Origin of the sequence: Bradyrhizobium sp. 17 (assembly GCF_023073515.1) — a bacterium.
Lineage (GTDB): Bacteria > Pseudomonadota > Alphaproteobacteria > Rhizobiales > Xanthobacteraceae > Bradyrhizobium > Bradyrhizobium canariense_D.
On the sequence record NZ_JADPJQ010000113.1, the window covers coordinates 162342 to 183679 of the forward strand.

22 protein-coding genes and 1 riboswitch are annotated in these 21338 nt (G+C 64.4%); of the genes, 4 read left to right on the top strand and 18 right to left on the bottom strand.

Annotated features, from left to right (window positions below; genetic code table 11):
- Positions 1 to 62: 62 nt before the first annotated feature.
- Together IVB13_RS23440 and IVB13_RS23445 are read right to left on the bottom strand one after the other, a co-directional pair.
- Positions 63 to 491, bottom strand: coding sequence for a PAS domain S-box protein (locus tag IVB13_RS23440; protein WP_018456077.1), 429 nt, complete (start codon positions 489 to 491; stop codon positions 63 to 65).
- 177 nt (positions 492 to 668) lie between these two features.
- Complete coding sequence (locus tag IVB13_RS23445; RefSeq protein ID WP_247295970.1) at positions 669 to 1775, bottom strand: 2'-deoxycytidine 5'-triphosphate deaminase; 1107 nt, start codon at positions 1773 to 1775, stop codon at positions 669 to 671.
- A 110-nt stretch (positions 1776 to 1885) separates the two neighbouring features.
- Positions 1886 to 1965, top strand: a riboswitch (SAM riboswitch).
- 70 nt (positions 1966 to 2035) lie between these two features.
- Between IVB13_RS23445 and IVB13_RS23450 the strand changes: the two genes are divergently transcribed.
- Positions 2036 to 3232 (top strand): O-succinylhomoserine sulfhydrylase, encoded by a 1197-nt coding sequence (locus IVB13_RS23450; protein WP_007615678.1) that lies wholly within the window; start codon positions 2036 to 2038, stop codon positions 3230 to 3232.
- Between the two features lie 54 nt (positions 3233 to 3286).
- On the opposite strand, the gene IVB13_RS23455 is transcribed toward IVB13_RS23450, so the two are convergent.
- The 3 genes from IVB13_RS23455 to IVB13_RS23465 are packed head-to-tail and all read right to left on the bottom strand — an operon-like array spanning position 3287 to position 6336.
- Complete coding sequence (locus IVB13_RS23455) at positions 3287 to 4279, bottom strand: SGNH/GDSL hydrolase family protein (RefSeq protein WP_026233081.1); 993 nt, start codon at positions 4277 to 4279, stop codon at positions 3287 to 3289.
- Positions 4280 to 4291: 12 nt separating this feature from the next.
- Complete coding sequence (locus IVB13_RS23460; RefSeq protein ID WP_018456073.1) at positions 4292 to 5071, bottom strand: lipolytic enzyme; 780 nt, start codon at positions 5069 to 5071, stop codon at positions 4292 to 4294.
- Positions 5071 to 6336, bottom strand: coding sequence for an OpgC domain-containing protein (locus IVB13_RS23465; protein ID WP_085349686.1), 1266 nt, complete (start codon positions 6334 to 6336; stop codon positions 5071 to 5073). The genes IVB13_RS23460 and IVB13_RS23465 overlap by 1 nt, the downstream gene beginning before the upstream one ends.
- A gap of 204 nt (positions 6337 to 6540) precedes the next feature.
- Here IVB13_RS23465 and apaG point away from each other — a divergent pair, with 204 nt between their 5' ends.
- Positions 6541 to 6933 (top strand): Co2+/Mg2+ efflux protein ApaG, encoded by a 393-nt coding sequence (gene apaG / locus IVB13_RS23470; RefSeq protein WP_026233080.1) that lies wholly within the window; start codon positions 6541 to 6543, stop codon positions 6931 to 6933.
- A 61-nt stretch (positions 6934 to 6994) separates the two neighbouring features.
- Here apaG and IVB13_RS23475 read toward each other — a convergent pair whose 3' ends face one another.
- The 3 genes from IVB13_RS23475 to IVB13_RS23485 all read right to left on the bottom strand — a co-directional run bounded on the left by IVB13_RS23475 (position 6995) and on the right by IVB13_RS23485 (position 10314).
- On the bottom strand, positions 6995 to 8014 hold the full coding sequence (locus tag IVB13_RS23475; RefSeq protein WP_026233079.1) for an Hsp33 family molecular chaperone: 1020 nt from the start codon (positions 8012 to 8014) through the stop codon (positions 6995 to 6997).
- Between the two features lie 162 nt (positions 8015 to 8176).
- Positions 8177 to 9112: an ornithine carbamoyltransferase gene (gene argF, locus IVB13_RS23480; protein ID WP_018456070.1), complete on the bottom strand. Its 936-nt coding sequence runs from the start codon at positions 9110 to 9112 to the stop codon at positions 8177 to 8179.
- Complete coding sequence (locus tag IVB13_RS23485) at positions 9112 to 10314, bottom strand: aspartate aminotransferase family protein (protein ID WP_247490728.1); 1203 nt, start codon at positions 10312 to 10314, stop codon at positions 9112 to 9114. The genes argF and IVB13_RS23485 overlap by 1 nt, the downstream gene beginning before the upstream one ends.
- A 455-nt stretch (positions 10315 to 10769) precedes the next feature.
- On the opposite strand from IVB13_RS23485, the gene IVB13_RS23490 reads away from it, so the two are divergent.
- Positions 10770 to 11282, top strand: coding sequence for a GcrA family cell cycle regulator (locus tag IVB13_RS23490; RefSeq protein ID WP_007597869.1), 513 nt, complete (start codon positions 10770 to 10772; stop codon positions 11280 to 11282).
- A gap of 238 nt (positions 11283 to 11520) precedes the next feature.
- On the opposite strand, the gene phoB is transcribed toward IVB13_RS23490, so the two are convergent.
- The 8 genes from phoB to IVB13_RS23530 all read right to left on the bottom strand — a co-directional run bounded on the left by phoB (position 11521) and on the right by IVB13_RS23530 (position 19278).
- Entirely contained in the window at positions 11521 to 12228 is a 708-nt protein-coding gene (gene phoB / locus IVB13_RS23495; RefSeq protein WP_007597871.1) for a phosphate regulon transcriptional regulator PhoB, read from the bottom strand.
- Positions 12229 to 12250: 22 nt separating this feature from the next.
- Positions 12251 to 12967, bottom strand: coding sequence for a phosphate signaling complex protein PhoU (gene phoU / locus IVB13_RS23500; RefSeq protein ID WP_018456067.1), 717 nt, complete (start codon positions 12965 to 12967; stop codon positions 12251 to 12253).
- Between the two features lie 10 nt (positions 12968 to 12977).
- Positions 12978 to 13799 carry a phosphate ABC transporter ATP-binding protein PstB gene (gene pstB / locus IVB13_RS23505; RefSeq protein ID WP_018456066.1) on the bottom strand — a complete coding sequence of 274 codons (822 nt, stop codon included), beginning with the start codon at positions 13797 to 13799 and terminating at the stop codon, positions 12978 to 12980.
- The gene (pstA, locus tag IVB13_RS23510; RefSeq protein WP_018456065.1) at positions 13796 to 14641 is read right to left on the bottom strand and encodes a phosphate ABC transporter permease PstA; all 846 of its coding nucleotides are present in this window, start codon (positions 14639 to 14641) and stop codon (positions 13796 to 13798) included. Before pstA ends, pstB begins: the two co-directional genes overlap by 4 nt.
- A gap of 4 nt (positions 14642 to 14645) precedes the next feature.
- On the bottom strand, positions 14646 to 15635 hold the full coding sequence (gene pstC / locus IVB13_RS23515; protein WP_018456064.1) for a phosphate ABC transporter permease subunit PstC: 990 nt from the start codon (positions 15633 to 15635) through the stop codon (positions 14646 to 14648).
- A gap of 98 nt (positions 15636 to 15733) precedes the next feature.
- The gene (gene pstS, locus IVB13_RS23520) at positions 15734 to 16747 is read right to left on the bottom strand and encodes a phosphate ABC transporter substrate-binding protein PstS (protein ID WP_026233076.1); all 1014 of its coding nucleotides are present in this window, start codon (positions 16745 to 16747) and stop codon (positions 15734 to 15736) included.
- 143 nt (positions 16748 to 16890) lie between these two features.
- A complete protein-coding gene (locus tag IVB13_RS23525; protein ID WP_018456062.1) occupies positions 16891 to 18189 on the bottom strand; it encodes an ATP-binding protein in 1299 nt (432 codons plus the stop codon).
- Positions 18190 to 18222: 33 nt separating this feature from the next.
- Positions 18223 to 19278, bottom strand: coding sequence for a lysylphosphatidylglycerol synthase domain-containing protein (locus tag IVB13_RS23530; protein WP_018456061.1), 1056 nt, complete (start codon positions 19276 to 19278; stop codon positions 18223 to 18225).
- A gap of 332 nt (positions 19279 to 19610) precedes the next feature.
- Here IVB13_RS23530 and IVB13_RS23535 point away from each other — a divergent pair, with 332 nt between their 5' ends.
- Complete coding sequence (locus IVB13_RS23535; protein WP_018456059.1) at positions 19611 to 19760, top strand: hypothetical protein; 150 nt, start codon at positions 19611 to 19613, stop codon at positions 19758 to 19760.
- Positions 19761 to 19787: 27 nt separating this feature from the next.
- Here the strand turns inward: IVB13_RS23535 and IVB13_RS23540 are convergent, their stop codons facing one another.
- Complete coding sequence (locus tag IVB13_RS23540) at positions 19788 to 20720, bottom strand: haloalkane dehalogenase (protein ID WP_018456058.1); 933 nt, start codon at positions 20718 to 20720, stop codon at positions 19788 to 19790.
- Positions 20717 to 21307 carry a TetR/AcrR family transcriptional regulator gene (locus IVB13_RS23545; protein WP_018456057.1) on the bottom strand — a complete coding sequence of 197 codons (591 nt, stop codon included), beginning with the start codon at positions 21305 to 21307 and terminating at the stop codon, positions 20717 to 20719. Before IVB13_RS23545 ends, IVB13_RS23540 begins: the two co-directional genes overlap by 4 nt.
- Between the last annotated feature and the right edge of the window lie 31 nt (positions 21308 to 21338).

Genomic DNA, 21338 nt, shown 5'->3' on the forward strand with positions numbered 1-21338 from the left:
CCGGTGACGGACAAGCTGAGCCGCACGCAGGGAGCCCTGCACGCCGGCGCGCCAATTCCGCATCACGAATTTTGCGCAGGCTTAGTTTGCGAGGCTTTGGCGGCACGCTCGCGCTCGACGCGCTCGGTGACGTCGCGTGCCATCGCCACCGATCCCTGCACCACTCCAGCGGCGTCCCGCACCAGCGCAAAGGTCATCTCGATGTAGAGCTTGCGTCCGTCCTTGTGCAGCGCGCGGGTCAGTGTCGGCTTGCCCGCAAGCTTCATCGCGCCGCTGGCAAGCGCGGCCTCAAAACCTTTCCAGTGCGCGGCGCGCAGATGTTCGGGAATGATCAGGTCGAGATTCTGGCCCAGCGCTTCGTCCGCCGAGAAGCCGAACAGTGCGGACGATGCGCGGTTCCAGCGCATGATCGTGCCGGAGCGATCCGAATAGATCAGCGCGTCGGCGACGTCGTCGAGGATTCTTGCGTCGAGTTCGGATTGATCTGTCATTTCGCCACCTCGGACGTAGCCCGGATTCACTTCCCATCTTGACACAGATTCGGTGTCATCGCCCGACTTGATCGGGCGATCCAGTATTCCAGAGGCGGATGTGATCGAACCAATAGGCTACGGCGTACTGGATGCCCCGGTCAAGCCGAGGCATGACCGCGGAAGGTGAGGCTATCCCTACACCCGGAAATGCTTGCTCAGCTTCAGGCCCTGCGCCTGGTAGTTCGAGCCGATGCGCTGGCCGTACATCGCGTCGGGGCGGGCCAGCATCTTCTCGTAGACGAGGCGGCCGACGATCTGGCCGTGCTCGAGGATGAACGGCACCTCGCGCGAGCGCACTTCGAGCACGGCGCGCGAGCCTAGCCCGCCGGCGCCGGCATAGCCGAAGCCGGGATCGAAGAATCCGGCATAATGCACGCGGAACTCGCCGACCAGCGGATCGAACGGCACCATCTCCGCGGCGTAATCGGGCGGCACCTGCACCGCCTCTTTCGACGCGAGGATATAGAACTCGCCGGGATCGAGGATCAGGCTGCCGTCGGGACGGGCCGAGATCGGCTCCCAGAAGTCCTCGACGGAATAGCCGGCGCGGCGATCGACGTCGATGACGCCGGTGTGGCGCTTGGCGCGGTAGCCGACGAAGCCGCCGCTCTTCTCGCCGGAGAGATCAACAGAGACGGCGACGCCGCCGGTGAGGTCGGCATCGTCGATATCGACGAGACGCTCGGTCGCGTGCAGCGCCTCGAGGTCGTCGATGTTGAGGATGGCATCGCCGGTGCGGAAGCGCACCTGGCTCAGGCGCGAGCCCTCGCTGACCAGCACCGGAAACGTCTTCGGGCTGATCTCGGCATAGAGCGGGCCGTGATAGCCGGCACCGATCATGTCGAAGCGGCGGGTGCCGTCGGCGATCACGCGGGTGAAGACGTCGAGCCGGCCGGTCGAGCTCTTCGGGTTGGCGGCCGCGACGATTTCCGGCGGCAGCGCGAGGCTTTCAAGCAGCGGCACGATGTAGACGCAGTTGGTCTCCAGCACCGCGCCGTCGGCGAGGCTGAACTCGTGCAGCTTCAACTCGTCGATGCGCTCGGCGACCGTGGCGCCGGGACCGGGCAGGAAGCTGGCGCGAACGCGATAGGCGATATCGCCAAGACGCAAATCGAGGCTCGCCGGCTGGATCTGGCTTTCGACGAAGTCGTAAGCGGGCAGGATGAGACCGCCCTCCGCCATCGCCGCGATCATGCGGTCGGGCAGGATACCATTGGCGTCGGCGGCGACCGTGAACGTCAACCCGGGGTCCTCATCAGGGATCAAACACATCCCGACATGCGGGAAATATGAGCGTTTTACGGCTATCCGATGGACGTCTTGACGGAAAGGGCATTGCGGAATATGAGCATGACTTATCCCGTGGTGATTTGAGCCGGCCGGCTTGCAGCCACGTTAAATAAGTCGCTAAACAGGCCGGGGACCTCTGTGATCCCGGCCCGTGGAGATATTCCAGGCCGGTTTTTTTGTGACCATTCTCGATGGTCACTTCAGGAGGTCCTATGTCGAAGTCCCCGGCGCCAACCGCCCACTACCGTCCCGAAACTCGCCTGGTTCATTCCGGCACCTTACGCTCGCAATATGGCGAGACGTCGGAGTCGCTGTTCCTGACCCAGGGCTACGTCTACAACAGCGCTGAGGAGTGCGAGGCGCGGTTCAAGGGCGAGGACCCCGGCTTCATCTATTCACGCTACTCCAATCCGACCATCTCGATGTTCGAGCGCCGCATGATCGAGCTCGAAGGCGCCGAAGCGGCACGTTCGGCCGCGACCGGCATGGCCGCGGTGACGACCGCGATCCTGGCGCCGCTCAAGGCCGGCGATCACGTCGTGGCCTCGCGCGCGCTGTTCGGCTCGTGTCTCTACGTCGTGCAGGATTTACTGCCGCGCTACGGCATCGAGACCACGCTGGTCGACGGCCTCGATCTCGACCAGTGGCAGCGCGCCATGAAGCCGAACACCAAGACGTTCTTCCTGGAGAGCCCGACCAATCCGACGCTCGACGTGCTCGACATTCCCGGCATTGCCGAGATCGCGCATAGTGGCGGCGCGCGGCTCGTCGTCGACAACGTGTTCGCCACCCCGATCTGGCAGAGCCCGCTCGCGCTCGGCGCCGACGTCGTGGTCTATTCCGCGACCAAGCACATCGACGGCCAGGGCCGCTGTCTCGGCGGCATCATCCTGTCCTCGGAAGCGTTCATCGCCGAGCACATCCACAATTTCATGCGCCAGACCGGCCCGTCGATCTCGCCGTTCAACGCCTGGGTCCTGCTCAAGGGGCTGGAGACGCTCGCCGTGCGCGTGCGCGCGCAGACCGAGACGGCGGCGCGCATCGCGGACGTGCTGGCGAGCCATCCGAAGATTTCGCGGCTGGTGTTTCCCGGCCGCGCCGATCATCCGCAGGCTGCATTGGTGAAGAAGCAGATGCGCGGCGGCTCGACGCTGGTCGGCCTCGAGGTCAAGGGCGGCAAGCAGGCGGCGTTCCGCGTGCTCAACGAGCTCAAGCTCGCCAAGATCTCGAACAATCTCGGCGACGCCAAGAGCCTCGTCACCCATCCCGCGACCACGACGCATCAGCGTTTGAAGCCGGAGGACCGCGCCGCGCTCGGCATCAGCGAAGGATTCATCCGCTTCTCGGCAGGCCTCGAGCACGCGGACGATCTGATCGAGGATCTGACCGCGGCGCTGGAGAAGGCGTGAGTTATTGTCGTCCCGGCCTAGTGCGCAATTGCGCATGGGGGCCGGGACGACAAGTCACATTGGCCGGTACGTCCGCACGTCCGCGGGCACGTTCACGCCGAGCTTGATCTGGCCGACGGAGCGAATGATGTCGTCGCCGAGGAGCTGGGCGAAGCAGGCATAGCCCCAATCGTTCATGTGCAGTCCGTCGGCGATCACGAAACTCTCGACCGGAAGCGATTGCTTCTCGTGCCAGTCGCGCATCACCTCGAAGCGCGGGAAGATGCCGACGTGACGGAGCTCGGCGACCTTGCCGAGCAGCTTCACCATCTTGCCGGCGCTCTCGGCGCGCTGGTTGACGGCGGGCGAATATTGCGGATCGACCAGCACGATGTCGGTGCCGCCGGTGGCCTGGATGCGAGCGATGCCGTCCTCGACCAGTTTGGCGGTCTCGCCAGGATCGAGATTGCGCAGCACGGCATTGGTGCCGACCTGCCAGATCACCAGATCCGGATGCACGTCGATCACCTCTTTCTGGAGACGCTTCATCATCTCGGGCGCATCCTCGCCGCCGACGCCGGCATTGACGACGGTGATGTCGGCGGTCGGATAGTGCCGGTGCAGCTGCGCGGCAAGGCGATTGGGATAGTTGAACTCCGGCGAGCTCGCGCCGAATCCCGCGGTCGACGACGAGCCGAACGCGACGATGACGACGGGCTGGCCGGCGACGAGCTTGCCCGCGACATGCGGCAGCGAGCCCATCGCCTTCGAGCCGCCCTTCGGCGACAGGCAGGGCACGCGGCTAAAGATGTCGCCGGCGGATTTCGCGACCTGCTTCACCTTGTCGATGGCGCGCGCCGTGATGCCGCGCTGGTCGGGGGACGTCGCTGCGACGGTGGTCTGGGACGGTGAAGCGGGAGCCGGATCAGCCGACTGCTGCGGGGCCGGTGTTGCCTGCGCGGCCTGCGTCTGCGCGTGGGACTGCGAGGCCGGACTCAGCAACAGCAGCACCGCTGCTGCGGGCACAGCCAGCCATGCCGTCAGGCAAAAAGGGCGGAGAGAACTCATTAACGCTAGACCTCAATTTTGCTGCTGGGCCGGCTCCAGATGGGCAGCGTCGATCAGGAACTGTGCCAACGCCCGGCCAAGGCAATCATGGACCTGCTTCGCCAACTCGGGCCCGCGCGACGGGCTGAATAGGTCGAACTGGCCCTGATCATTCCACTGCCGCATGATCGCGAACCGATCGAACAGCGGAATATCGTGCTCCTGCGCCACCACCCGCATATTGTCGAGGTATGGCGGCACCGAGATCATGGTTTCGGTACGCGGACTGTACTGCAAATTCATCAAGACGACGTCAGCCCCTGCCTTTTGCAACGCAACAACCCCTTCGGTCACCGCGCCACGAAAATCATCGGGATCGATGGCTCGGATAGCATCGACAGTCCCGGTCTGCCAGATGACCAAAGTAGGCGTTTTTGCTTCCATCAGCTTAACGAAGCTGGCAGCCGCCTCCTCGGCCGTTTTCTTGCTCTGTATTTCTACGGAGACGTGCACAGTCTCGGACGGCGGCAGCTTGTCCTTCAGGATGGCCTGCATCCGCGCCGGATAAGAGGCGTCCTCGGAAGCCGGAATCGTGGTCGAGCGACTGCCGATGACCAGGATTTCGAGCGGCTTGCCGGCCTTCACGGCATCGGCGACCTTGGGAAGCTGGCTTTCGCTGGTGAGCAGATAGGACGGCACTTCACAGGCTGCGGGCGCGGCTGAAGCAGCCGGCGCAGCATCGTCCGCGCGCGCCGGAGGCGCGGCGAGACCACCGCACAGCAGGATCAGGCTCAGGAAAACCTTCGCCTTCATCAGCCCCCTCCCGCCATATCGGCGCTGCCGACGGCGCTTTTGGTTTTCGAACCGCTCTTGTCAGCCACCCGCTTGTACCACGAAATCAGCCAGGCCATGGCCCACATGATCAGGATTCCGGAGAGACTTATTAGCGCATGCATGACCGGGCCGCCCGAGACTTCGGCCAGGATGAAATGGCCGGCAAAGGCGAGGAAGACGCCGAGACAGAATATCTCCAGGGAATGCGAGCCGCACAGGATCAGCGGCCGCAGCCAGGGCGATTTCAGGCCCGGCCAGTCCCGGGGCAGGACGCGCACGGTGAGCGCGGCCAGCGCCAGGAAATGCGTGAAGCGCAGCACGTCAAGGTCGGCCTTGTCGATCGGATACATCCACTGCTCGAGCCGCTTCGGCATGAAGTGGGAGAGCTGCGGCACATACCAGGTCAGCGTCACGTAGAATGCCGCAACCAGATAGGCGATCGCGATCCACATCGTCACCCGCGAAGCCAGAATGTGCGACATGCGTCGCGCACCCCCGAGCGCGCACCATGCCCCGAACACGAACAGCAATTGCCAGGCGAAGGGATTGAAGGCCCAGAAGCCGTTCGGATAGGCCGACAGATAGAGGTCGTATTCCCAGGTCACCGCGTAGAGCGCGACCGAGAGGCCGAGCGTCACGTCGGGGCGCCACTTCATCAGCCACAGGATCAAGGGCAGCGCCAGCATCAGCACGATGTAGAGCGGCAGCACGTCCATGTTGACCGGACGGAAGCGCAGCAGCAGCGCCTGCACGATCGTGACGTCGGGCTGCTTGAGGAAATCCATGATGCCCATCTCTTCGGTGTAGAGCGGGTTCTCGAACCTGGTCGCGACGTAGGAGATTTCGGCAAGGAAGATCGTGAACAGGAAGACGTGGGCGACATAGATCTGCCAGACGCGCCGCAGGATGCGCGCGGTGGCGACGACGATGCCGGACTCCAGCATCGCCCGACCGTAGACGAAGGCGGCGGTATAGCCGGAGATGAAGATGAAGATCTCGGTGGCGTCGCTGAAGCCGTAATTGCGGATCGTGAACCAGGTCAGAAGGCTCGGCGGCAAATGGTCGATGAAGATCAGCCACAGCGCAAGGCCGCGGAATAGGTCCAGCCGGAGCTCGCGCTCGCCGATGGCTGGCAGCGAAATGGCCGGCGCGGCCGCGCGCCGCTTCGCTCCCGCGGACTTGACCTCCACAGGTTTAGCGGTTCCCGCGATCGTCGATCCCGTCACTTGGTCGGCAATGGTCATCGGGGGCCTAAAAACCCTTCCGCAAATCGCGACGTGGCAAGGAGTGTACCGGTCCGGCCGTCATCTCGCAAAGCGACCGGATCACAAGCAAGTACATTTGCAAGCCCATTTGGACGTGTACTTCCCTGCGAATTCTGGCGGGACGATGTCGCCAAGGCGTCTCCGGCGTTTGGTTCCCGGGCGGTTTTCGGTATGATGGCAATCATGTACCGCGCCGTGACCCGCCAGATCGAAGTGACCGTCGAGCCGAACTTTGTTCCGGAGCAGTCGTCGGCTGACCGCTCCCGTTATTTCTGGGCCTATACCGTCGTCATCACCAATTCCGGCGACGAGACCGTGCAGCTCAAGACGCGGCACTGGATCATCACCGACGCCACGGGCCGGCAGCAGGAGGTGAAGGGCGAGGGCGTCGTCGGCGAGCAGCCGACGCTCGCGCCCGGCGAACGCTTCGAATACACCTCCGGCGTCCCGCTCACGACCGCCTCGGGCTTCATGACCGGCCGCTACCAGATGGTCAGCGCGACTGGCGAGCGCTTCGAAATTGACGTGCCGACGTTCTCGCTGGACAGCCCGGACAACAAGCGGGTGTTGAACTAGGGCAGGAGATGGTGGGCGCGCTCCGCTTTGGCCGACCCTATCGCACCTGCAGGCTAACGCCTTACGCGTCTTCCACGCCTGCTTCATCCGGCGTGAACTCGTACACCGAGCTGCAGAACTCGCAGGTCACGACGACCTTGTCGTCCTTGACCATCGCGGCACGGTCGTCAGACGAAAAGCTCTTTAGCATCGATGCCACCGCATCGCGCGAGCAGGAGCATTGCGCCTTCAAGGGCAGCGGATTGAACACGCGCACGCCGCGCTCGTGGAACAGGCGGTAGAGCAGCCGCTCCCCGGACAGCTCCGGATCGATCAGCTCAACGTCTTCGACGGTCTCGATCAGCGAGCGTGCCTCGACCCAGGCATCGTCTTCAGCGACGGCGTGCACTTCGACGCCTTCGGGCGCATCGCCGGGATGCAGATCGGCCTGCCGCGCACGCTCGGGCGCCTTCGGCAGGAACTGCATCAGCATGCCGCCAGCACGCCAGCGATGCTTGCCGCCGTCGTTCGAACGCCATTCCTCGCCGACAGCGAGACGCACGCGTGTCGGGATCTGCTCGGAGCGCAGGAAATATTCGTGAGCGGCGTCTTCGAGGCTGCCGCCGTCGAGCGCGACCAGGCCCTGGTAGCGGCTCATGTCGGGGCCTTGGTCGATGGTCATGGCGAGATGGCCGTGGCCCAGCAGCGCGCCGGAATGCGTGCCAGTATCTTTGGCCTCGCCGAGTCGCGCGGCGTCGTAGCGCGCATAGGCGCGCAGGCGATCCGGCGCCTGATAGTCCACGACCAGGAACGACACCGGACCGTCGGTCTGGGCCTGGAGAATGAAGCGGCCCTCGAACTTCAGCGAGGAGCCAAGCAGCGTGGTCAGCACGATGGCCTCGCCGAGCAGCTTGCCGACCGGCGCGGGATAATCGTGCTTGGTCAGGATTTCGTCGAGCGCCGGACCAAGCCGCACCAGCCGACCGCGCACATCGAGCGCGTCGACCTCGTAAGGCAGCACGGCGTCATCGATCGGAACCGCGGATGGCGCGCGAACCGGGCCTTCAGGCCCGGTTTTCATATCAGGGGATTGGGAAACCATGGCGCTTTATCTGGGGTCGGAAGGCGGAATTGGAAGGGGTGAGGGCTGCATCCAGAATGCAGCACGGATCGTACGCAAGCACGGCAAATTCGGTGTCGTCCTGGCGAAGGCCAGGACGACGATGAAGACCTACTTCGCCGGCACGGCGGATACCGGCCCGGATTACTTCACCGCGTCGAAGCACCAGGCCAGAATGCCCTTTTGCGCGTGCAGGCGGTTTTCGGCCTCGTCGAACACGACGGATTGTGGACCGTCGATCACCTCGTCGGTGACCTCCTCGCCGCGATGGGCGGGCAGGCAGTGCATGAATAGCGCATCCGGCTTGGCAAGCGACATCAGCTGCGCATTGACCTGATAGGGCTTGAGCACGTTGTGGCGGTGCTTGCCTTCCTTGTCGCCCATCGACACCCAGGTGTCGGTCACGACACAATCGGCGCCGCGCACGGCGGCTTCGGCATCCGTGCCGAGCATGATCGGCGCGCCGGTCGCCTTGATGAAGTCGCGCATCGCCTTTTTCGGCGCGAGTTCCGGAGGCGTCGCGACATTGAGCTGGAACTTGAAGCGCTCGGCGGCGTGCGCCCAGGAGGCGAGCACGTTGTTGTCGTCGCCGGTCCAGGCCACGGTCTTGCCCTCGATCGGGCCGCGATGTTCCTCGTAGGTCATGAGGTCCGCCATCACCTGGCAGGGATGCGAGCGGCGCGTCAGGCCGTTGATGACGGGCACGGTGGCGTTCGCTGCAAGCTCCAGCAGGGCATCGTGATTGAGGATGCGGATCATGATGGCGTCGACATAGCGCGACAGCACGCGCGCGGTGTCGGCGATGGTCTCGCCGCGGCCGAGCTGCATTTCGGCGCCGGTGAGCATGATGGGCTCGCCGCCGAGCTGGCGCATGGCGACGTCGAAAGACACCCGCGTCCGCGTCGAGGGGCGCTCGAAGATCATCGCCAGGGTCTTGCCTTCGAGCGGCCTGACCGGCTGATGCGCCTTCTGCTTCGCCTTCATCGCGGAGGACGCAGCGAGCATGCGCTTGAGCTCCGACAGCGGCAGCTCGTTGATATCGAGGAAGTGCTTCGGTGTTTTATCGGGCGACTTGCTCATCAGCTTGCCGCCCGCTTGTTGCCGGACAACGCGGTGCAGGCGCGCTCGAGCCGCCCGACGCTGTCCTCGATCTCGGCTTCGGTGACGATCAAAGGCGGCAGGAAACGCACGACATTGTCGCCGGCACCGACGGTGAGCAGCTTTTGGTCGCGCAAGGCTGCAACGAGATCGCCGGAGGGCACCACGGCCTTGATGCCGATCAGGAGGCCCTCGCCGCGCACTTCGCTGACGACATCGCCGTGACGGTCGATCACGGAGGCGAGCTTCTGCTTGAGCAGCAGCGACATCCTCTGCACGTGGTCGAAGAAGCCGGGCTTGAGCATGACGTCGAGCACGGCGTTCGCAGCCGCGATCGCGAGCGGATTGCCCCCGAAGGTCGAGCCGTGCGAGCCCGGCGTCATGCCGGACGCCGCTTCGGCGGTCGCAAGGCAGGCGCCGATCGGGAAGCCGCCGCCGAGCGCCTTGGCCAGCGACATCACGTCGGGTTCGACGCCAAGGCGGCGGTACGCGAACAGATCGCCGGTGCGGCCCATGCCGGTCTGCACCTCGTCGAAGGCGAGCAACAGACCCTTCTCGTCGCAGAGCTGGCGCAACGCCCTCAGGAAGGCGGGCGTTGCCGAACGCACACCGCCCTCGCCCTGGATCGGCTCGATCAGGATGCCGGCGGTCTGCGGACCGATTGCCTTTTTCACGTCATCGAGATCGCCATGCGCAACCTGGTCGAAGCCCTCCATCGGAGGGCCGAAACCTTCGAGATATTTTGCCGATCCCGTTGCGGCCAGCGTCGCCAGCGTGCGGCCATGGAAGGCGCCTTCGAAGGTGATCATGCGATAGCGGTCGGGATGACCCTTTGCGGCGTGATAACGGCGCACGACCTTGATCACGCATTCCAGCGCTTCGGCGCCGGAATTGCAGAAGAACACGAAATCCGCGAAACTTTCATTGCACAGGCGCGCGGCGAGCTTTTCGCCGTCCGGGCTCTGGAACAGATTCGACATGTGCCAGAGCTTGGTGGCCTGCTCCTGCAACGCCGCGACCAGCGCCGGATGGGCATGGCCGAGCGCATTCACCGCCACCCCGGAGGTGAAATCGAGATAGCGCTCGCCATTGGTCGCGATCAGCCAGCAGCCTTCGCCACGCTCGAAACCAAGGTCGGACCTGGCGAAAACGGGGAGCAAATGCGGCGCTGCGCTGTTAGTCATGATGGTCACTTGAATGTTGCGGACGGAGTGAGCGTGCATTGCGCAACGCACCATCGACCGGCCCGGAAAACGAAACGTGCCGCCTCTTGAGGGCGGCACGTGCGACTATCTTAGGCCTGGTGAAACGGGTGTCAATGCCGCCCGGAAAGCCTCGCGAAACGCTGAATCCGTAGTCTTGCGGTGCCGATTTTGCGGGATTTGGCCACGGAACATGTGGAAGCGAGTCGGCGGACTCTTGCGCGGGAGTCACGCCATATTGTAGCGTTTGGATTGTCAGATACGACATCTCGTGCAGTGGTTCTGATCTTTAAGTCCTTATGTACCGGCGTAAACGTTCGGGCGTTCAAGACGCGCCCGGCGAGCCTTAAGGGATTCTGGCGGCACGGGTTTTTGAAGGCTTAGGCATTCGCTGCGAGGCCCCAGGATGGCTGGCGCGCAGCGAGGGAAAGGGTGCAATGACGGTTTTGACCTGGTCCGATGATCGCGTCGAGCAGCTGAAAAAGCTCTGGGAGGCCGGACTTTCGGCCAGCCAGATCGCGGCGGAGCTCGGCAATGTGACCCGCAATGCCGTGATCGGCAAAGTGCACAGGCTCGGCCTTTCGGGCCGCGCCAAGAGCCCATCATCGGCAGCGCCGCGGCCGCGCAAGGCGCGCCCCGCGCAGCACATGATGCGGGTGAGCCGCCCGATCTCGCGCGGCAACACCGCGCTGGCGCAGGCCTTCGAGGTCGAGGCTGAGCCGGATCCGGTCACCTACGACAACGTGGTGCCGATGAGCCAGCGGCTGTCGCTGCTGGAATTGAACGAGGCGACCTGCCACTGGCCGGTCGGCGATCCCTCGAGCCCGGACTTCTTCTTCTGCGGTGGAAGGGCGCTGTCCGGACTGCCCTATTGCGCCCAGCACTCGCGCGTTGCGTACCAGCCCGCGTCGGATCGGCGCCGCGCACCGGTAAAGCCGGGTCCCCGTTAGTCGTCACGCGAAGACAGTTCAACAATTTCAGTGTCGTCCCGGCCTAGTGCGCAATTGCGCACGGGGGGCCGGGACCCATACTCCGAGCACGCAATAATCGTGCGGAAGGGGTCACTCCGAGTCTTCGCCAAACCACGTTCGGTGGTTATGGGTCCCGGATCAGCGCTCGCTTCGCTCGCTTGTCCGGGACGACGGCTGAGAATGCAGGGACAGCTCGCCAACAAACAAGCCTGCAACCCTACACCTGCTCCGCCTTCGCGAAGCGATCATCCAGCGCGTAGCCGGCGCCGCGGACGGTGCGGATCGGGTCCTGCTCGCGGCCGAGATTGAGCAGCTTGCGCAGGCGGCCGATATGCACGTCGACGGTGCGCTCGTCGATATAGATGTCGCGGCCCCAGACGCTGTCGAGCAGCTGCTCGCGCGAGAACACCCGTCCCGGATGCTCCAGGAAGAACTCCAGCAGGCGATATTCGGTCGGACCGAGATCGATCGGCCGGCCCGAGCGCGCCACGCGGCGCTTGTCACGGTCGAGCTCGATGTCGCCAAAAGCAAGGACGGTGGCGAGGCGCTCCGGGCTCGCGCGCCGCAGCAGGCCTTTCACGCGCGCCAGCAGCTCCGGCACCGAGAACGGCTTGACGATGTAATCGTCGGCGCCGGTCGCAAGACCCCGCACCCGCTCGCTCTCCTCGCCGCGCGCGGTGAGCATGATGATCGGGAGCTGCTTGGTCTCGGGACGGGTGCGAAGCCGCCGGCACAATTCGATGCCTGACAGGCCCGGCAGCATCCAGTCGAGCACGATCAGATCGGGGATGTGCTCCTTGAGGCGGGTGTCGGCGTCGTCGCCGCGCATCACCGTCTCGACGTCATAGCCGTCGCCTTCGAGGTTGTAGCGGAGAAGCTCGGTCAGGGCTTCCTCGTCCTCAACCACCATAATGCGTGCGCCCATCGGGTCGTCGCTCCTTAAGTCTTCAGGTGTTCGGTACCGTGTTGGCAAAGGTCGTCATGTCGCCCTTCGGCCGCTTGTCGGTGATCGCCTGGCCCTCGATCATGTAGAACACGGTCTCGGCGATATTGGTGGCGTGGTCGCCGATCCGCTCGATGTTCTTGGCGCAGAACATCAGATGGATGCAGAACGAGATATTGCGCGGATCCTCCATCATGTAGGTGAGGAGTTCGCGGAACAGCGAGGTGCAGATGGCGTCGACTTCCTCGTCGCCCTTCCACACCGCCATCGCCGCCGGCAAATCATGCGCGGCATAGGCGTCCAGCACCGACTTGACCTGCTGCTGCACGAGGTCGGTCATGTGCTCGAGGCCGCGGAACAGCTTGAGCGGATGGAAGTCCGTCTCCAGCGCCGCGACGCGCTTGCCCATGTTCTTGGCGAGGTCGCCGATGCGCTCGAGATCGGTCGCGACGCGCATGGCGCCGACGATCTCGCGCAGATCGACCGCCATCGGCTGGCGGCGGGCGATGGTGAGCACCGCACGCTCCTCGATGCGCTTCTGCAGCGCGTCGAGCTCGGTGTCGATGGCGACGACGCGCTGGCCGAGCGGGACGTCGCGGCGGATCAGCGCGTCGACGGACTCGACGATCATGCGCTCGGCGATGCCGCCCATCTCGGCGACCAGGCGAGTGAGTTCCTGGAGGTCGGTGTCGAAAGCCTTTGCGGTATGTTCAGAACCCATGTCGCGTCTCCTAGCCGAACCGGCCGGTGATGTAATCCTGCGTGCGCCGATCTGACGGCGACGTGAAGATCTTGCTGGTGTCGTCGAACTCTATCAGCTCGCCGAGATACATGAAGGCGGTCTTGTCGGAGACGCGCGCCGCCTGTTGCATGTTGTGGGTGACGATAGCGATCGTGTAATCCTCGGACAGCTCCTGGATCAGCTCCTCGACCTTGGCGGTCGAGATCGGGTCGAGCGCCGAACAGGGTTCGTCGAACAGGATCACCTCGGGCCGCACCGCGACGGTGCGGGCGATGCAGAGGCGCTGCTGCTGGCCGCCGGAGAGCGACAGGCCGGAGGCGTTGAGCTTGTCCTTGACCTCGTTCCACAGCGCGCCGCCGCGCAGCGCCTTCTCGACGCGGCCGTCCATCTCGGACTTCGAGATCTTCTCATAGAGACGGATGCCGAACGCGATGTTCTCGTAGATCGTCATCGGGAACGGCGTCGGCTTCTGGAACACCATGCCGACGCGGGCGCGCAGCAAATTGAGGTCCAGCCTGGGGTCGAGAATGTTGGTCTGATCGAGCATGAGCTGACCGGTGGCGCGCTGGCCGGGATAGAGGTCGTACATCCGGTTGAAGATGCGCAGCAGGGTCGACTTGCCGCAGCCCGACGGACCGATGAACGCCGTAACGCGGTTGGCGCCGAGCGTCAGGTTGATGTTCTTCAGCGCATGGTGCTCGCCGTAATAGAAGTCCAGGTTACGCACGGTCACCTTGGGGGGCGCCTCGGGCAGCACCGCCGCGTGCGGCAGTCCACCGGACGCGCTCATCGACACGGAAAGATCACTCATTTTGCGGTCCTCTCGGCGCCAAGGATGCGCGCGAAAATATTAAGGGCAAGAACGGTCAGGGTGATGAGCAGCGCCCCGCTCCAGGCCAACTGCTTCCAATAGGCATAGGGGCTCTGCACGAAGTTGTTGATGGTCACAGGCAGGTTCGCCATCGTCTTGTTCAGGCCGAGGCTGAAGAACTGGTTCGATAGCGCGGTGAACAGCAGCGGCGCGGTTTCACCGGCGACGCGAGCGGTCGCGAGCAGCACGCCGGTGATGAGACCCGATCGGGCAGCACGATAAGCGATCCGCTTGATCACCAGCGAACGCGGCAGGCCGAGCGCCGAGGCCGCCTCGCGCAACGCGTTCGGCACCAGCAGCAGCATGTCCTCGGTCGTGCGCAGCACCACCGGGATCACGATGACCGCGAGGGCGAGCGAGCCTGCGATCGCCGAGAAGCCGCGCATCGGCACCACCACGGCGCCGTAGATGAACAGGCCGATGATGATCGAGGGCGCCGAGAGCAGGATGTCGTTGATGAAGCGGATCACCGAGGTCAGCCGGTCATTGCGGCCGTATTCGGCGAGATAGGTGCCGGCGAACATACCGAGCGGCGCGCCGATGCCGACGCCGATCACGGTCATGATCAGCGAGCCGACGATGGCGTTGAGCAGACCGCCCTCGTTCGATCCCGGTGGCGGCGTGTTCTCGGTGAACAGCTGGACATTGAGTCCCGCCAGCCCGTTGTAGAGCAGCGTGATCAGGATCAGCGCGAGCCAGGTGACGCCGAAGGCGGTTGCGGCGATGCAGAGCCCGCGGACGACGATGTCCTTGCGGCGTCGGCGTGAATAGATCGGATTCATGGCGCTAATTCCCCGCCTTCTTTTCCAGCCGCATCAGCATCAGCCGCGCCGCTGCGAGCACGAAGAAGGTCAGAACGAACAGCAGGAGGCCGAGCAGGATCAGGCCGGATTGGTGCAGGCCGTCGCTCTCGGCGAACTCGGATGCGATCGCCGCCGAGATCGTGGTGCCCGGCGCAAAGATCGATGACGAGATCCGGAACGAGTTGCCGATGATGAAGGTCACCGCCATGGTCTCGCCGAGCGCGCGGCCCAGCGCCAGCATGATGCCGCCGATGACGCCGACCCGGGTGTAGGGGATCACCACGCTGCGGACGACTTCCCATGTGGTGCAGCCGACGCCGTAGGCGGCTTCCTTCAGGACCGGAGGCACCGTCTTGAACACGTCGACCGAGATCGAGGTGATGAAGGGCAGCACCATGATGGCAAGGATCAGCGCGGCATTGAACAGGCTGAGATAGGACGGGGGACCTGCGAAGATCGCGCCCAGCACGGGAACGCCGTCGAAGATCTTGATCATGAAGGGCTGGAACGTGTTGGCCAGGAACGGACCCAACACGAAGAAGCCCCACATGCCGTAGATGATCGAGGGAATACCGGCGAGCAGCTCGATTGCCATGCCGATCGGGCGGCGCAGCCATTGCGGGCAGAGCTCGGTGAGGAAGATCGCAATGCCGAGACCCACGGGAATGGCGATCAGCATCGCGATGAAGGAGGTGACGAGCGTGCCGTACATCGGCCCGAGCGCGCCGAGCACCGGCGGATCTGCGGAGGGCGCCCAGCGCTGCGTCCACAGGAAGGAGACGCCGTATTCTTTCATCGCCGGGAAAGCGCCGACGATCAGCGAAATGATGATGCCGCCGAGGATCAGAAGCACCGAGATCGCGGAGAGCCGCGTAATCCAGTAGAAGGTAACGTCGCCGAGCTTGAACGCGCTCAAGGCCTTGGCGCGGTCATACGGTCCGGCGTCGTCGATTACATCGCTCTGAACGGCCATCTCTGCCACGCCGATCCCCTGTACCAAATAGTATACGTTTTTTGTTGGTCCGTGCCCCGGATGCAGCGCAGCGCATCCGGGGCACGAGCGTCGCGAACCTAGCTCTTGATGTCGGCAGCCCAGGTCTTCTCGATCAGCTGAACGACCGGATCCGGCATCGGGATGTAGTCGAGCTCTTCAGCCGCCTTGCCGCCGCTCTTGAAGGCCCAGCGGAAGAACTTGATGGCTTCCTGCGAGGCCGCCTTGTCGGTGGCGTCCTTGTGCATGAGGATGAAGGTCGCCGCCGTGATCGGCCAGGATTTCTCGCCGGGCTGGTCGGTCAGGATGACGTAGTAGCCGGGAGCCTTGGCCCAGTCGGCGTTGGAGGCGGCCGCCTGGAAGGCTTCGACGGTGGGCTGCACAGGCTTGCCGGCCTTGTTGATGAGACCGGTGTAGGTCAGCTTGTTCTGCTTGGCATAGGCGTACTCGACATAGCCAATCGAGTTCTTGGTCTGGCTGATGTTGCCGGACACGCCTTCATTGCCCTTGGCGCCGACGCCGACCGGCCACTCGACCGCGGTACCCTCACCGACCTTGCTCTTCCAATCCGCGCTGGCCTTGGCGAGGTAGTTGGTGAAGTTGAAGGTGGTGCCCGAACCGTCCGAACGGCGGACCACGGTGATGGCCTCCGAGGGCAGCTTCACGTTCGGGTTGAGCTTCTTGATCGCGGCGTCGTCCCATTTGGTGATCTTGCCGAGATAGATGCTGGCCAGCGTCTCGCCGTCGAACACCAGTTCACCGGGCTTCACGCCCTCGATGTTGACGACGGGCACGATGGCACCCATCACCATCGGCCACTGGACGAGGCCGTCCTTCTCGAGCTGCTCGGCCTTGAGCGGCGCATCGCTGGCGCCGAAGGTCACGGTCTTGGCCTGGATCTGCTTAATGCCGCCGCCGGAGCCGATCGACTGGTAGTTCAGACCGTTGCCGGTCTCCTTCTTGTAGGCGTCGGCCCATTTGGAATAGATCGGGAACGGGAACGTCGCGCCGGCTCCGGTGATGTCGGCAGCAAAGGCCGCCGTCGTCGATGCGGCGACAATGCCAGCAGCGACGAGTGTTTTGAGGAAATTCATGCTGGTCTCCATACAGGGGAGCGAAGCGCCATCCGCGCCCGATCGCGCTCCCCGTGCCGCCCCTTTAGGAGCGGACAGCTGAGCTTTTACGAAGGTTTGGTGACAGTCGGATGACAGTGTTAAGCAGCTGAAATCGCTGGAATTTAGCTCAGAGCCGCAGGCTTGCCCTGGGGAAAACAGGCGGTGAAAGTGGCGCCCTGTTTGGGCACGCTTTCGATCAAAAGCCGGCCGCGATGACGGTTAAGAATATGTTTCACCAGCGACAATCCCAGGCCGGTGCCGCCCTGCGAGCGGCTGTCGCCGACATCGACCCGGTAGAAGCGCTCGGTCAGCCGCGGCAGGTGCTCCGGCGCGATGCCGGGGCCGAAATCCCGGACCAGCACCCGGATTTCCTGAGTTCCATCAGGGGCCGCGCCTGATATCAGCGACACGATAATGCGTCCACCGGAGGCGCCGTATTTGAGCGCGTTCTCGATCAAATTCTCGAACAGGCGGAGCAACTCCTCGCGGTCCCCCGCGATCAGCACCGGGGTCTCGGGCAGCTGGGTCTCGACCTCGACCTGGCGTTCCCGCGCCAGCGGCTCGAGCCCATCGGCGACCTGCAAGATGATCGGCAGCAGGTCGACCAGGGTGTCGGGCCGCACATGGGCCGACAGCTCCACCCGCGACAGCGACAAGAGATCGTCGATCAGGCGCGCCATCCGGGTGGCTTGGTTGTGCATGATGCCGAGGAAGCGCTCGCGCGCCTTGGGATCGTCCTTGGCCTGGCCCTGGAGCGTGTCGATGAAGCCGGACAGCGCGGCCAGCGGCGTGCGCAGCTCGTGGCTGGCATTGGCGACGAAATCGGCCCGCATTTCCTCGACCCGGCGCAGCGGCGTCTGGTCGTGAAAGGTCATCAGCATGCATTTGTCGGCGCCGCCAAAGGTGGTCGGCACCGGCACCGGCGTGATGGTCAGCTCCATCCAGCGATCGACCGGGACATGGTCGAGATAGGTCGCGCGCCGCGGCTCGGTGGTCGCGATCGACTCGCGCAGCGCCGTGATGATCTCGGGCGAGCGCAGCGCGAACTGGGCGAGCTCATTCCGGCGCAGTGCCGGCGCGAGCTGGGCGGCTGCGGCGTTGAGATGGATGACGCGGCCGGCGCGGTCGAGCAGCACCGCGGGATCGGGCATGCCGGCGACCACTGCGGCGACCGCCGCGCTCTCGACCGGGTTGACGCGGCGGGTCTCTTCGCGCGAGGCGGCGGTATCGTGCAGGCGCCACGGGATCAGCGCTGCGGCCGCGATGCAGAGGAACACCGCAATCGCATGCAGCGCCGATAATTCCCCCAGCGAGACCACCACGGATAGCGCGAGCGCCGCGGCGATCAGGATGACGGTCGAGTGCCGCAGCCGGTCGGACCAGGGCGGGGAGGAGGGAGAAGTTGGGGCGTCGATCGCCATCGGGGCGGGCTTCTCCAAAAGGCCTTGCGCCGGTCAGGCGCCGCTGTCGCTGCGCTTTCTCACGTAAGCGGCTTCAGGCGCGGGGCCGGGGTCGAGCTTGAGCGCAGCCTGCTGCAGGCGCTTCGATCGTGCGCCGATGATAACTTCGCGAAACGTCAGCAAGATTACAGATATGACAAAAGGGGACAGATAATAGAGGACGCGGAACAGCAGCATCCCGCCCAGCAGCTCCTCGCGGTCCATCTGCCAGAGCCCGACCAGCATCGCCGCGTCGAACACGCCAAGGCCTCCGGGCGAATGGCTGGCAAAGCCGAGCAGCGTGGCCGAGACGAAGATCACCGCGACCACCACGAAACCGAGATTGGGCTCGTCAGGGACCAGCACGTACATCGCGAGCGCGCAGAAGCCGAGATCGATGATGCCGATCGCGATCTGGAGCAGCGTCAGCGGGCCGCCCGGCAGCATCACGGTCCAGGGCCCGCGGCCGACCATGCGCGGCTGGGTCCAGACCCAGACCACGTAAGCGACCAGTCCGACGATGATCATCATCGCCAGCATCCGGTTCAGCCAGGGCGGAAGCATGTCGATCGAGGCCGCGGCTTCCGGATGATAGGAGATGCCGAGGCCCAGCACCGCGGCATTGCCGAGCCAGAAGGTCAGGCCGGCGAGGAAGCAGATCTTTGCGACGTCGATCGCGTTCAGGCCATAGGCGGAATAGATGCGGTAGCGCACCGCGCCGCCGGTGAAGACGCTGGCGCCGACATTGTGGCCGATCGAATAGCTGGTGAAGGCAGCGAGCGCGTTAATCCGATAGGGCACGTGGGGATGGCCGATCGCGCGCACGGCGAACAGGTCGTAGAAGGTCAGCGTGAAATAGCCCGCAGCGACGAACAGCGCCGCCATCGCGATCTGGCTCGGCTCGGTGCTCTTGATCGCTTCGAGGACTTCGTTGACATCGATGCCGCGCAGCATGTGGTAGAGCACATAGCAAGCGATGCCGATGACCGCGACGCTGATCACAACTCCAAGCTTATGCAGGATTTGCTTCTGGCGCAGAAACGACATCGCCCTGCGTATGGCTTCCAGCATCTAAACCTCGAACAACGCTTCAGCGGCCAGGGTGGCCGGCGAACAGGCGGACGACACGCAGGCACCCGACGAATCCTCGCCGGCGGCTCCGGCATCGCGCATGCCCCCTGCCCCTCCACTAGCGCGTTTTGGGGCGGAGTGGAATTCGACAATTCGAACAAAAAGTCGTGGCTTCAAGGTTTTAGGCAGGTTGCGGGCTCCTGATGCACGGTTTGGCGCTTTCGGCGGCAAGCCTGACGCGAATCTCCATGGCCATCCTGGCGCAGACGCCATGAAGTTTTGATGATTTCGGCCGTACAATGTTCCGTCACGGCTTAAGTCGAAATCAATCTATGGGCGGGATTTCGCTGTTGAAAGAGGGTCGCGCCGCGCGCGGCCGCTGCGGCGCGCACGATTACGTGGCCGACGGCTCGCGCTCGATCATCCGGTTGCACTGCGACATCACAGACGTCATTGCGGCCGCCCGCCAGCGGCCGCGATGAGCACGTCGTTCGGAGGTAGCGTTCTGCTCAGGCCGCAAGCTGCGGGCGCACTGCCTCGATGCCCGCGATCCAGCCGGCGACGGAGCGCCCGATCGCCTCGGGGTGATCCTCCTGGAGGAAATGCAGGCCGGCGCCGAGACGAACCAGCGCGCAGTGCTTCAGGGAGGCTGCAAACCGTTCGGCAAATTCCGGTGAGACCAGAGCTCCGGGCTCGCCGGTGAACAGGAGCTTTGGATAGAACGACGCGGCCAGCGCTGCATGCGCGGACTGCAGAGCCTGATAAACGTCAGCGGGCTCGCCTGCGATCGGCAGTTCGCGCGGAAGTGCAAGAACGGGCCGGCGGCTCTCTGGTGTTGGAAACGGCGCGCGATAGGGCGCCATCTCGTCATCGCTGAGCTTGCGGACCATGCCGCCGGGTAGCACGCGCTCGACGAAGGCATTCGCCTCGAGGATCATCGCCTCGCCCTCGCCCGGCGTCCTGAATTTACGGAAGGCCGCCCGCGCCGCCTCGGCATGCTCCTGCTCTGCGGCAACCTCGGTGTCGTGGAAGTCCTGCCAGGTCGGCATCGGACGAATGAATTCCATGAAGGCAAGGCCGCGCACGAAATCCGGCCGGCGCGCCGCAAGATGAAATGCGAGCGCCGTGCCCCAATCCTGCGCGACCAGATAGGCCGACGTAATGCCGCGCTGTTCGATGAAGGCATCGAGATAGCGGACGTGGTCGAAGAAGCGATAGGCGATGTTGGGCTTGCCGGACTGACCGAAGCCGATGTTGTCGGGCGCGAGGCAATGCGCGACCGGTGACACCAGGGGCATGATGTTGCGCCAGATGTGCGAGGACGTCGGATTGCCGTGCAGGAAGAGCGCGACCGGCGCGTTCTGCGCGCCTGCCTCACGATAGGCCATGCCGCTTCCGAGGACGGACGCTTTGCGAAGCTTGATGTCGATCTGCTTGGTCATGTCAGCTCCTTGAACACGGTTTGGAATGCGATGCTCTTGAAACGTTCGAGCGCTTTGGGATTGCGGTCGACCTTCATGCGCAGGATCGCGCCCTGCCAGGACGCGAGCAGGAAGTCTGCGAGCTCCTCGGGCTCGAAATCGGATGCGATCTCGCCGCTGGTTTGGGCATCCCTGATGCAGGCGGCGAACGGCATGCGCCATTCAGCAAAGATGGCCGCAAGGCGCGCGCGCAGCATCTCGCTGCTGCCGGTCGCCTCCAGACTGAGATCGCCGATCAGACAGCCGCGGCCGTAGCCGTCCGCTTCGAGCCGGCCAATGATGATGTCCAGGTAGCGCTTCAGCCGAGCCCGCGGGGTCAGCGAGGTGTCGTCGAGCGCCTCGGCGACCAGCCCCCTTGTGATCTCGAAGTAGCGGTCGAGCACCTCGGAGGCGAACGCTTCCTTGGAGCGGAAATGATTGGTGAAGGACCCCTGCGGCGCGCCCGCAGCAGTGGTGACGTCGCGCACGCTGGTGCCGTGATAGCCGGTCCGAAACATGACCTTCAGGCCGGCGTCGAGAATGGCGTCTTTGAGCGAGGGCTTGGGCATGGCGTTACAATACGTACGTACGTATTATTGT

Coding starts and splice junctions, on each gene's coding strand:
- IVB13_RS23530 (WP_018456061.1), bottom strand. CDS start 19,278: ATGCTGGAAGCCATACGCAGGGCGATGTCGTTTCTGCGCCAGAAGCAA.
- pstA (WP_018456065.1), bottom strand. CDS start 14,641: ATGAATCCGATCTATTCACGCCGACGCCGCAAGGACATCGTCGTCCGC.
- IVB13_RS23455 (WP_026233081.1), bottom strand. CDS start 4,279: ATGAGTTCTCTCCGCCCTTTTTGCCTGACGGCATGGCTGGCTGTGCCC.
- argF (WP_018456070.1), bottom strand. CDS start 9,112: ATGAGCAAGTCGCCCGATAAAACACCGAAGCACTTCCTCGATATCAAC.
- IVB13_RS23460 (WP_018456073.1), bottom strand. CDS start 5,071: ATGAAGGCGAAGGTTTTCCTGAGCCTGATCCTGCTGTGCGGTGGTCTC.
- IVB13_RS23525 (WP_018456062.1), bottom strand. CDS start 18,189: ATGGCGATCGACGCCCCAACTTCTCCCTCCTCCCCGCCCTGGTCCGAC.
- phoU (WP_018456067.1), bottom strand. CDS start 12,967: ATGGGTTCTGAACATACCGCAAAGGCTTTCGACACCGACCTCCAGGAA.
- IVB13_RS23540 (WP_018456058.1), bottom strand. CDS start 20,720: ATGACCAAGCAGATCGACATCAAGCTTCGCAAAGCGTCCGTCCTCGGA.
- IVB13_RS23465 (WP_085349686.1), bottom strand. CDS start 6,336: ATGACCATTGCCGACCAAGTGACGGGATCGACGATCGCGGGAACCGCT.
- phoB (WP_007597871.1), bottom strand. CDS start 12,228: ATGGGCGCACGCATTATGGTGGTTGAGGACGAGGAAGCCCTGACCGAG.
- pstC (WP_018456064.1), bottom strand. CDS start 15,635: ATGGCCGTTCAGAGCGATGTAATCGACGACGCCGGACCGTATGACCGC.
- pstS (WP_026233076.1), bottom strand. CDS start 16,747: ATGAATTTCCTCAAAACACTCGTCGCTGCTGGCATTGTCGCCGCATCG.
- IVB13_RS23450 (WP_007615678.1), top strand. CDS start 2,036: ATGTCGAAGTCCCCGGCGCCAACCGCCCACTACCGTCCCGAAACTCGC.
- IVB13_RS23545 (WP_018456057.1), bottom strand. CDS start 21,307: ATGCCCAAGCCCTCGCTCAAAGACGCCATTCTCGACGCCGGCCTGAAG.
- IVB13_RS23475 (WP_026233079.1), bottom strand. CDS start 8,014: ATGGTTTCCCAATCCCCTGATATGAAAACCGGGCCTGAAGGCCCGGTT.
- IVB13_RS23490 (WP_007597869.1), top strand. CDS start 10,770: ATGACGGTTTTGACCTGGTCCGATGATCGCGTCGAGCAGCTGAAAAAG.
- IVB13_RS23440 (WP_018456077.1), bottom strand. CDS start 491: ATGACAGATCAATCCGAACTCGACGCAAGAATCCTCGACGACGTCGCC.
- IVB13_RS23535 (WP_018456059.1), top strand. CDS start 19,611: ATGGGCGGGATTTCGCTGTTGAAAGAGGGTCGCGCCGCGCGCGGCCGC.
- IVB13_RS23485 (WP_247490728.1), bottom strand. CDS start 10,314: ATGACTAACAGCGCAGCGCCGCATTTGCTCCCCGTTTTCGCCAGGTCC.
- pstB (WP_018456066.1), bottom strand. CDS start 13,799: ATGAGTGATCTTTCCGTGTCGATGAGCGCGTCCGGTGGACTGCCGCAC.
- apaG (WP_026233080.1), top strand. CDS start 6,541: ATGTACCGCGCCGTGACCCGCCAGATCGAAGTGACCGTCGAGCCGAAC.